Raw genomic sequence first — 10,631 nt, 5'->3', positions numbered from 1 at the left:
TGCAAGATTTAAGTGTATACGTCACGACTGCTGAGGGTCGAGCTAAAGCAAGAGAGCGTGTTAAAGTAGAGCACGCTCTTGCATCTGTATGTAACCGTAAAGGACCTCGAGCACGATATAGAGGAATAAGACTCAATGAATATGATTTAAATCGTACAGCCATGATCACTAATTTACATATATCACTGAAATTAGCTGCATGATTTTTAAACTATATGGTGCTCTAGCAGACATTTTTATTAACCAAGTATACTTAAACATCATACATCGCGAACAACAGCACGCATTTTTAAAATTTAACTTCTAGAGGTTGTTATTGCTAATAAATTTGCTTTATTAATCTCTTTTTCATGACTAAACGATAAAAAAGCTGCTATTGTTAATTTATCTTAAAATGACTTCAAGGACTGGATCATGAATCAACACACAGCACATGAGTACCTAAAAAATAAACCTCTGGTCATGGTTACCCAACCTTTCGGCCAAGAAGTTGATGTATATAAAGTGAACCATAAAATGTTTGCAACACTATCCGTCGGAAACGAAGGGCAAACAGATGAAAATGGCAATTTAATCTGGTGGATGAATTTAAAATGCGATCCAGACGAAGCCCAAGCACTGCGTGATATTTTTCCGTCTGTCATACCGGGTTATCACATGAATAAACGGTTATGGAATACTGTTATTCTTGATGGCTCAATCCCTAATGGGGAAATTGAACGCATGATAGATAATTCTTTTAATTTAGTGGTCGCAAACATGCCTGAAAAAGACCGTAAAGCAATTGAAATACATCTATAAAAAATTGATATAAACTGCACTGTTCAATTTATTTGCTCAGTGCAGAGTAATCTATAATGATTGACACTAAACATTCCCTCTAACACACGCTAAAACACTATTTCGAGTTAATACCGGCCAAAAGTAAATACTTTCTTGCGTGACCAAGTACCTGCAGCAATACTAGGGCGTGTTGACCTTTCGTGATTGATTTTGCAGCAGTATGTTTGGTATTTAGGCAAGGCAGAGCCTATGTAGTGTGGTTGTTCCCCATAAATAGGCGATAACGCAGTATAAATGCCAAACATGCGCTGCCCAAAGGGTTCTTCCTAGGGGCGATTGACTCTTTGTTGCTCGGTTTTTACTTAGCCCGCTAGGTTACAAACCTCGCGCCGCGATTAAATCGCCCCTAGATTGAACAAATTTCAATCCACAAAGGTCAACACGCCCTAATAAATCACCTGCGTTCACCATTAAATGACTTACGAAAGTATACCGTAAACATGACTGCCCTTTTGGTAAATTAATATCAGTTTTATTCACCGCTATTTCAAATATTTTGTGCCTATTTATTCGCTTTTAATAATTAAACCTTTAGTTGCCAGTAACTGCTTATTGGCTCCCATACGTATAAGCAATCCGCTATTTTTTAAATTTTAACTCGTATTTCAATGGTCCTTAAAGGTTTACCACACCTTTTAGCTAACTGAGCATTCGTAACATCGCGATCTTGCTCACTAATATACACGACAAAGGTCAATATTTTATTAGAGAGTGTAAAAGGCGGTGTATATTTGGGCATTATTTGTATTCATTGCTTAGGTGTTAAATTGCAGTGTGATAGTTAAAGTACCACTTTAAAACTTTATTTTTACAGCAAGCCCGCTATTTAATTTAAGTCAAATCCATAAAAAAACCGTTAATTTGATTGCTCAAATTAGCGGGTTTTTTAGGGTTTTTAAATCAACGAATTTAAAAACCTATATTAGTGGAGCTGCCCCGTCCGCAAAGCCTCGATTATTATAGGCCGTCAATAAAAACAATGGCTTACTTTAAAATCAGAAACTTAGTTTCTTATGCTATTTTTTAAGGTCTTGTGTAATTTTTTGAATTTGGACATTATGTGGACACATAAAAAACAAGGAAAGTTATGAGTTTCAACTTATTCAAAAAACACCTTAAGTACACAATTTGTATTATGGCAACAATAGTAGCGCTTATGAAGTTTTTCTATTTCATAGATGACTACAGTGATTCATTTAAGAGCAATATTGTTCCTGAAATAGTAGGGATCGCAATTGTAACGGGTATTTTAATCCGAATTCACTTTGTACCTATTTATATAATTCCTAAACTGATTTAGAATCGCCACTCTAATCTGTTTTAAGGAATTTCATGAAAAACCTGATTGTTATATTTTCATTACTTGCTCTGTTATGTACTGCAAGTTTTGATGCTGAAGCACGTAAAAAGTTCGGTAGTAAAAAGCGCGGAAAAACCCCTGAAACCCAACAAACTGCACAAAAACAACAAACCGACACCAATACTGTCGCTCCAGCAGCTAAGCCAAAATCAAGCAAAAAAGGCATGATGGCGGGCATCTTTGGTGGTTTGTTAGCCGGAGGCTTAATCGCCTCAATGATGGGTGATGATTTCGAAGGTATGCAAATTTTAGAAATGATCGTAATGGCCGGTATTGCCTTTATCATCTTTAAACTTGTAATGGGCATGATCCGCCGTAAAAATGCCCCAGCGATGGCGCATGCGCAAGGTACATTTAACGCGCCACAAATGAAACAAGCCGCACCAGAGCAAGCGACTGCTACAGGTTTTAGTCAAACGAATAACGTGCCTTTTAACCTGCCACCTAATTTTGATACCAATGGCTTTTTACAAGGCGCTCGTACTCATTACCACACTTTACAAACAGCGTGGAATGAAGCTGATTACAGCACGATGGCTGAGTATTTAAGCCCTGAGCTAGTGGCGGAGTTTAAAGCTGAACGAGAAACAATCCAAAGCGTAGCGACTGAGGTCATGTTTATTGATACCGAGCTTGTTCGCGCTGATACAAACGCACAAAAATGGCAACTGAGTGTTCGCTTTAAAGGTAAATATCGTGATTTAGGTGATAATAAAGAAGAGCCTATTTTAGAGATTTGGCACTTAGAGCGCGGCACTGATAATGACGCACCTTGGTTAATAGTTGGCGTAGAAGATTTAATTGATTCATAAAATCTAATCACTAAAAACAAAAAACCGCACAACATAATGTTAGTGCGGTTTTTTATTATTTAAATAAACGCTATTTATATAAACAATGTAATGTAAATATAATTACTTACAAACGTCTGCAACAGCATTTGCAAAGTACTCAATGTTTGTATCACTGATACCTGCCACGTTTACACGACTTGAACCAACAATATAGATTGAATATTCTTTTTGTAAACGATCGATTTGCGCTTTATTAATACCTAAGAACGAGAACATACCGTTTTGGCGATCAATAAAAGAGAAGTCTTGTGCAATCCCTTTCGTCGCTAGGTTATCTTTAATAAGCGTACGTAAACCATTAATACGGTTACGCATTTCATCAAGTTCGCCATGCCACATTTGTGTAAGCTCTGTGCTACTTAAAATAGTATTTACAATGTCAGCACCGTGCGCTGGTGGCATTGAATAAATACCACGCACCACACTTAACAGTACTGAATTTGAAATATCAGCCGTTGCAGCATCTTTAGCGATAATAGAACATGCGCCAATACGTTCACGGTATAAACCAAAGTTTTTAGAACATGAAGAACAAATAATTAGCTCATCAACCGCATTCGCTAAAATACGTAAGCCGTTTGCATCTTCTTCAAGGCTTGAACCAAACCCTTGGTACGCAATATCTACAAGTGGTGTAAAACCAACATCTTTAGCAAGCTGCGCTACAGTGTTCCACTGTGTTTCGTTTAAATCCATACCACTTGGGTTGTGGCAGCATGCGTGCAATAAAACAACATCACCTTTAGGCACTTGCGTAAGGGTCTCTATCATTTCATCAAATAATAAATCTTTATTTTCGTAATCGTAGTACGGGTATTCTTTAACTGTCAGACCAGCGGCTTCAAACAAGCTGATATGATTAGCCCAAGTAGGATTAGTAACCCATACTGTTGCCCCTGGATTACAACGAACAATAAACTCAGCAGCAACACGCAGTGCACCTGTACCGCCGGGCGCTTGTGCTGTACGAACACGGTTAGCTAATAACGCTTGGTGCTCACCTAATAATAGGTTTTCCATTTGCTGACAGTAATCTAAATTACCTGCCAAACCAATGTATGATTTACTGGTTTCATTTTCTAGACGAAAGGCTTCGGCTTTTTTTACTGATTTTAATACTGGCGTATTGCCTTGTTCATCTTTATAAACACCCACCCCTAAGTCAATCTTATTTGGGTTAGTATCTTGCTTATAGGCCGCCATAAGGCCAAGAATAGGATCTGTTGGTAATGGTTTTAATACTGAGAACATTGACTATCTCTTTCATTATTTAGGGGTTAGCTGTTGCACTTAGCTTAACATAAAAGGTCACTAGATTGACTAGTGTTATTTACACTAAAAAGTGAGGAATTTTAATACAGCAAGCAATTAATAGCGCTAATGTTTGTTGATTAAAAAATTCGTTATTGAAGGCCTCACCGTCAACAATACCCACACAACGATTTTCACTGTCAAAAAGCGGTAAACACGCTTCTGATTTAACTTTAGGATCACAAGTATAATACTCTCCACCCGCAGCCAAATATTGCTCAACATTGTTTATTACACGGCCTTTACTGCTCAGTGCAACCTGTACATTATTACTACCCGCTGCAAATGCTTCAGTAAGTGGAAAAAGAGGCCTACTTGGTGCGCCAAAATAAGCCAATTTCAGAAGCTGGGCGCCCTCTTGCGTTTGCGTATTTTGATAGATACCGTACCAATCAACATTCGTTTGACTTACAACATAATCAACGATGAGTTGTAATGTTGCCAACTTATTAGTGGTGTGCTGATCTTGGCTTACATAATCAGTTAACTTAAATGGCTCATCTTGTAAGTAACCAAATAAACTGCACGTCCCACCTTCGCCTAATTCAGGTATTTGATATTGCCAACGTACAGAGGGCAACTGTACCTGATGCCCAGCCAAATGCTTTTCAAGCTTGATAAGTTCCGCAGAGACTAATTGAGGTGACACATCTAATTGTGCCAGCGATAAATAAGAAGAAGCCATTTAGCCGTCCAAACATCTAAAAAACAAATCATAGCATGACAAATGACGTTCGACTAGGCTTGTAGCGATGTTAATCTATAACACATTTCTATTTGATTCCCAGATGCGTTATATGACACCTGTTCGGCTATTTCTTCAAGTAGTGATAACCCACGACCATGTTCACGCGTTAAACTATGTCCGTTGTTATTATCGGCGCTAAAACCATTACCTGAGTCACATATAGTAAAATAAACACACAAGGTTTCCGGACAATAACGCATATCAACAATGATCATCGCACCTGTTAATTTTTCTAGAGCGACTTCTCTTTGTTGGTAATACTCCATAAAGCCATCTTCTTGATTTTTAATATCGGAATCTAATCCCAAAACACCATGATCGAGCGCATTGTTATACGCCTCAGATAATAATAAAAAGATGTTTGACCGGTGCGCTTTCAACCCACCTACTCGGGTAATTACATCGACTATCTCTAGTACCGGATCGGTTTGCTTTATTTGCGTTGAGTTTAAACTTAATGAAAAGTTAAAAGGTAGTGGAGAGTAGCTTTCTATTTCTTTTTTTGGTGCAGGCACAGCTAAACAGTTAAACAAAACTAAACTTAAATCATCTTGCTGTTTAGTGCCATGTGCAAAGTTTGTCACATGTTTAATCACCTCATTACTTGAGATTTGCGCTTTACTTGCTAATACCTCTATAAAGCGCTGCTCACCAAAATAGTCGTCGTATTCATTGGTGGTTTCAATAATCCCATCCGTCGATAAAACCAGCCGCATGCTGGGGTCAACTTCAAAATGAATCAACTCGCGTTCAAACTCATCGGTTTCTAATATACCTAAAGCCATATGTTGCGATTCTAATGTTTTTAAAACATCTCCTTGTTGGTTAATTAAATACGCATCAGGTAAGCCACCTAACCAAGCCGAAATGCTTTTTCCTGAGCTACTTAACTCAATAATATTTGCAGCACAAAACATATGACCAGGTAATAGTTTAGCTAAAACTGTGTTTACTTCATTGGCAATATCGCTTACTGCCATGCCTTTACCGACCATGGTATAAAATACTCTAGAAGCAGGTAAGGCACCCACGGCAGCCGCTAAACCATGACCAGTAAAATCTCCCAACATACAATATAAACTACCAATAGGGCTTTGTGCCACTAAACACATATCACCATTAAACATTGATGCAGGCGAAAGGTGAAAATCTATATTTTCAGTAAATGCATATTGATTTTCGAGCGCATTATTAAATATATGCTCAACTATTTCATGCTCTCGTTCAGTTTGATTATAGTGATATTCTAATAACTTATTTTGCTCGTGGGCCTTCAAGCTCAGTTGCCGAGTACGGCTATGTGCTTTGATTTTTGCACTTAAAATAGCCTTATCAAAAGGCTTATTAATAAAATCATCCCCTCCCACCGCTAAGCAACGTTCAAAACTACCTTTTTCTTCTAATGCCGTAATAAAAATAATAGGTAAATAAACATCACTACTTAATTTTTTTATCCTTGCTGCTGTTTCATAACCGTCCATTATTGGCATTAAAACATCCAACAAAACAATGTCTATTGCTTCTTTTTCTAATAGCGCTAATGCTTCTACACCGTTACCTGCTAATAAAATATTGTAACCTTGCTGCTCCAGCATAACTTTTAATAGTGTGCAATTTATGGGTTGATCATCAACAACAAGAACGCGCATCATCAGTCGATATCAAATTTTTTATCAAAACGAGATATTTGCAGAATTTTTTTCAATTGCGGTTGGCAATTACTAATATGAATCGCGTTAACAGATGTCCCCAATGTTTTTTTCATGTTAAGTAACATACCCAACGCCGAGCTATCCATATAGTCGGTTTCGCGTAGGTCTACAACCACCCTCACTGTAGTATCATTTATACCAGCGTAGGCTTGGCGAAACGATTGAACCAAATTAAAATCAAACTTCCCTTTAATTTGAATCGTTAGTGTAGTGCCATCCGCTGAGGCACTCTTACTTAAACTCATACTCAACTCCTGATCAGATTATCCGTTCTTATTGCTTTAAATATAACTGCTTAAAAATAATTAGCCAAAAATAAAAGCACCTAAGCGCAAATTTGTTATTAGATTTGATATTATAGACGTTATTGTTATTTAACTTTTTTCACCGCAGGCTAAGCATGAGTGATAGTAATCTCGTTTATTCAACCGAAACCGGGCGCATCAGCCAACCAAAACCAACTAAAGAAATTGAGAGCAAAACCTTTAAAGATGGCGCCCTGCGCATCGAACGCCAAACAAAAGGCCGTAAGGGCAAAGGCGTTATGTTGGTCACCGGCATTGATAGCGAACAACACGACTTAAAAAAACTCGCTAAAACCATTAAAAGCAAAATGGGCCAAGGCGGCGCAGTAAAAGACGGCATCATAGAAGTACAAGGCGACGACCGCGACAAACTTAAAGCCATCCTAGAGGCACTTAAATTTAAAGTAAAAATTGTCGGGGGATGAGCCGCTGGGTTTATAAATGCGCTGCTGATATACAAAAATACGCAGCGATTCCCCCTGTTACCCAACGCAGTGGCAAGAAAGAATGAATACATTGGCGATACTCGTGCACTAAATTTTTAAGGCAAACATTTGTGGAATGGGCAGGGTTATCTGTGCGTTATTCATTTTGAGCTAAAGCATATTATCGGCAGCAAGAAACCAAAGAAAAACCTCATAATACCATCATCAGATCATTGTCATTTAAGTGGATACGAATCCTATTTAGGTGCTGGAAAACACATACGCCCTACGATGAATCAACTTACTTAACTGCATTGAAAAGTAAGGGATCACCGCTGTTAAGATTTGCGGTGGAAAGTGAGCTTTACCGTTTGCTGTCCACCTCAGGGCGTGTTGTTAGATGCGTATTTTACACAAACCGTAAACTTTTGAGCTAATTTTACAAGCATGTAACTGACAATAGGAAACAGCGGTGTAAATAATATAAATATTAAGAAGAGTCCACCATCCATTAGACCTGCTTCAGTATTCCTTAATGGAGTTATATAAATAGCTATCAACACAAGCGCAAAAGTAAGTGGCCCTGTAAATAAGGTAATTACTAATTTAGATACAGTATTAAGTTGTTGCTCATATGACTTTGCATAATATTTACATACTAAAAAAGAAATATAGAAATGAACAAAAAGAAAAACACCTAAAACTAGATAACTCACCAAACCTCCCTATACGTATAACGAGGCTGTAGAATAACTCGTTTTTTAATTTATTTTTATTGATGCTTCAACCATAGCTGAGTTCCTATTTTGGTTCAATCGGTTACTTCGATTTTACATAAATATAAAAAAAGGATTTAGTGTTGTTTTAATGGGCGTTTTGGAAGGGATTGCAGGTGTGTGAGTGGTTTATTTGAGGTGATAAGAGTTTACTCTATTTGGGACTGTTGAACTTTGTAGTATGTATATTAACGCCAGTATTGGTAGCCAAAGCGAGAAATACAATGATAATACTTTATATCAAGCAAACTTATTTGACGTTTTCTTGCGATAGCCATATGACATTCTGTTTGTTTTTTGCACTAATTTAAAGCAAGTAAAAAATATGGAAAATACAAAATTTAGGATGGATGTCATCTTTGTTATTTATTATATTTGCGATTGCCAAACATTTAGTTTCTCCTCACTAGAGTAGACACCGCTAATCCCAACAGCTAGTGAGTTGGAAAAAGGAATTAAAGCTAGACTATTTATACCACATCGAAAAGGAAGCTGCTCGTGTGACTGCGACACAGCGCTCATTCTTATTTGCCCCGCGAGTTCGTCTAACCAACAATAAAAAGTCATTCTCACATTAGGCTTTGCGTTTGTATAAACATCCTTACTATCACGTAAAAAAGCAATGATTGATCCTTCGGTATTACCTAATGCGTTTATTGCAAAAGCCATCATATTCTCTTGAGCTTCAACATTAATTTCATTAGATACAATGACTCTCAAAGATCCAGCCAATTCCTCTAAATCTGAATGCATTTCAATTTAAACCTCTAGCACACATAACGAGGCTGTAGAATAACTCGTTTTTTAATTTATTTTTATTGATGCTTCAACCATAGCTGAGTTCCTATTTTGGTTCAATCGGTTACTTCAATTTTACATAAATTTAAAAAAGGATTTGGTGTTGTTTTAATGGGCGTTTTGGAAGGGATTGCAGGTGTGTGAGTGGTTTATTTGAGGTGATAAGAGTTTACCCTATTTGGGACTGTTGAACTTTGTAGTATGTATATTAACGCCAGTATTGGTAGCCAAAGCGAGAAATACAATGATAATACTTTATATCAAGCAAACTTATTTGACGTTTTCTTGCGATAGCCATATGACATTCTGTTTGTTTTTTGCACTAATTTAAAGCAAGTAAAAAATATGGAAAATACAAAATTTAGGATGGATGTCATCTTTGTTATTTATTATATTTGCGATTGCCAAACATTTAGTTTCTCCTCACTAGAGTAGACACCGCTAATCCCAACAGCTAGTGAGTTGGAAAAAGGAATTAAAGCTAGACTATTTATACCACATCGAAAAGGAAGCTGCTCGTGTGACTGCGACACAGCGCTCATTCTTATTTGCCCCGCGAGTTCGTCTAACCAACAATAAAAAGTCATTCTCACATTAGGCTTTGCGTTTGTATAAACATCCTTACTATCACGTAAAAAAGCAATGATTGATCCTTCGGTATTACCTAATGCGTTTATTGCAAAAGCCATCATATTCTCTTGAGCTTCAACATTAATTTCATTAGATACAATGACTCTCAAAGATCCAGCCAATTCCTCTAAATCTGAATGCATTTCAATTTAAACCTCTAGCACACATAACGAGGCTGTAGAATAACTCGTTTTTTAATTTATTTTTATTGATGCTTCAACCATAGCTGAGTTCCTATTTTGGTTCAATCGGTTACTTCAATTTTACATAAATTTAAAAAAGGATTTGGTGTTGTTTTAATGGGCGTTTTGGAAGGGATTGCAGGTGTGTGAGTGGTTTATTTGAGGTGATAAGAGTTTACCCTATTTGGGACTGTTGAACTTTGTAGTATGTATATTAACGCCAGTATTGGTAGCCAAAGCGAGAAATACAATGATAATACTTTATATCAAGCAAACTTATTTGACGTTTTCTTGCGATAGCCATATGATATTCTGTTTGTTTTTTGCACTAATTAAAAGTTAGTGCGAAATATAGAAAATACAAACTTTAGGATGGGTGTCATCTTTATTTCTTTTAAGCTCGCTCAATCAGCGGAGAAAAAGTGGTACCGTCTGCGGGGCTTTAAGTTGCTAGCGGATGTGATAACAGGCGTAAAATTTAAAGACGGAGAAAGAATAATACAAGATCAAGCAGAGCATCAAGGTGGCTTCATACACCAGATTTGACAATAACTCAGCGACTCGCCATAGCCTGTGGTATTACCAGTAAAGGCCCTTGTAGAAGCTCAAAAACAAAAGGAATTAACATTGCATTAGGCAATGATTACTTAGCGTCACAAGGTTTAGTGTCATTGAGAGATGTTTGGA

The 10,631-nt window shown here is 37.2% G+C and carries 9 protein-coding genes and 1 pseudogene; 4 read left to right on the top strand and 6 right to left on the bottom strand.

Going from position 1 to position 10,631, the window contains the following annotated elements:
• The 3 genes and pseudogenes from ACJJVX_RS11530 to ACJJVX_RS11520 all read left to right on the top strand — a co-directional run.
• A pseudogene (locus ACJJVX_RS11530) lies at window positions 1-203 on the top strand (DDE transposase); the annotation flags it as partial.
• 211 nt (window positions 204-414) lie between these two features.
• Window positions 415-801: an MmcQ/YjbR family DNA-binding protein gene (locus ACJJVX_RS11525; protein ID WP_054205182.1), complete on the top strand. Its 387-nt coding sequence runs from the start codon at window positions 415-417 to the stop codon at window positions 799-801.
• A gap of 1,374 nt (window positions 802-2,175) precedes the next feature.
• On the top strand, window positions 2,176-3,015 hold the full coding sequence (locus ACJJVX_RS11520; RefSeq protein WP_405631543.1) for a Tim44 domain-containing protein: 840 nt from the start codon (window positions 2,176-2,178) through the stop codon (window positions 3,013-3,015).
• Between the two features lie 102 nt (window positions 3,016-3,117).
• Here ACJJVX_RS11520 and ACJJVX_RS11515 read toward each other — a convergent pair whose 3' ends face one another.
• The 4 genes from ACJJVX_RS11515 to ACJJVX_RS11500 all read right to left on the bottom strand — a co-directional run bounded on the left by ACJJVX_RS11515 (window position 3,118) and on the right by ACJJVX_RS11500 (window position 7,073).
• Window positions 3,118-4,308, bottom strand: a complete 1,191-nt coding sequence (locus tag ACJJVX_RS11515) for an amino acid aminotransferase (RefSeq protein WP_054205179.1) — start codon at window positions 4,306-4,308, stop codon at window positions 3,118-3,120.
• A 79-nt stretch (window positions 4,309-4,387) separates the two neighbouring features.
• Complete coding sequence (locus ACJJVX_RS11510) at window positions 4,388-5,053, bottom strand: GAF domain-containing protein (RefSeq protein WP_054205178.1); 666 nt, start codon at window positions 5,051-5,053, stop codon at window positions 4,388-4,390.
• A gap of 53 nt (window positions 5,054-5,106) precedes the next feature.
• Window positions 5,107-6,768 carry a fused response regulator/phosphatase gene (locus tag ACJJVX_RS11505; RefSeq protein ID WP_209438563.1) on the bottom strand — a complete coding sequence of 554 codons (1,662 nt, stop codon included), beginning with the start codon at window positions 6,766-6,768 and terminating at the stop codon, window positions 5,107-5,109.
• Entirely contained in the window at window positions 6,768-7,073 is a 306-nt protein-coding gene (locus ACJJVX_RS11500) for an STAS domain-containing protein (RefSeq protein ID WP_054205177.1), read from the bottom strand. The genes ACJJVX_RS11505 and ACJJVX_RS11500 overlap by 1 nt, the downstream gene beginning before the upstream one ends.
• A 155-nt stretch (window positions 7,074-7,228) precedes the next feature.
• On the opposite strand from ACJJVX_RS11500, the gene ACJJVX_RS11495 reads away from it, so the two are divergent.
• Window positions 7,229-7,558: a stress response translation initiation inhibitor YciH gene (locus ACJJVX_RS11495; RefSeq protein ID WP_405631540.1), complete on the top strand. Its 330-nt coding sequence runs from the start codon at window positions 7,229-7,231 to the stop codon at window positions 7,556-7,558.
• Window positions 7,559-8,703: 1,145 nt separating this feature from the next.
• On the opposite strand, the gene ACJJVX_RS11490 is transcribed toward ACJJVX_RS11495, so the two are convergent.
• Together ACJJVX_RS11490 and ACJJVX_RS11485 are read right to left on the bottom strand one after the other, a co-directional pair.
• Window positions 8,704-9,087 carry a hypothetical protein gene (locus ACJJVX_RS11490; protein ID WP_054205175.1) on the bottom strand — a complete coding sequence of 128 codons (384 nt, stop codon included), beginning with the start codon at window positions 9,085-9,087 and terminating at the stop codon, window positions 8,704-8,706.
• Window positions 9,088-9,521: 434 nt separating this feature from the next.
• Window positions 9,522-9,905: a hypothetical protein gene (locus ACJJVX_RS11485; RefSeq protein WP_054205175.1), complete on the bottom strand. Its 384-nt coding sequence runs from the start codon at window positions 9,903-9,905 to the stop codon at window positions 9,522-9,524.
• Between the last annotated feature and the right edge of the window lie 726 nt (window positions 9,906-10,631).

It is taken from the genome of Pseudoalteromonas sp. Ld20 (assembly GCF_045064175.1).
GTDB lineage: Bacteria > Pseudomonadota > Gammaproteobacteria > Enterobacterales > Alteromonadaceae > Pseudoalteromonas > Pseudoalteromonas neustonica.
Note: the sequence above shows the minus strand (reverse complement) of the source record. Positions and strands in the feature narration are given on the sequence as shown.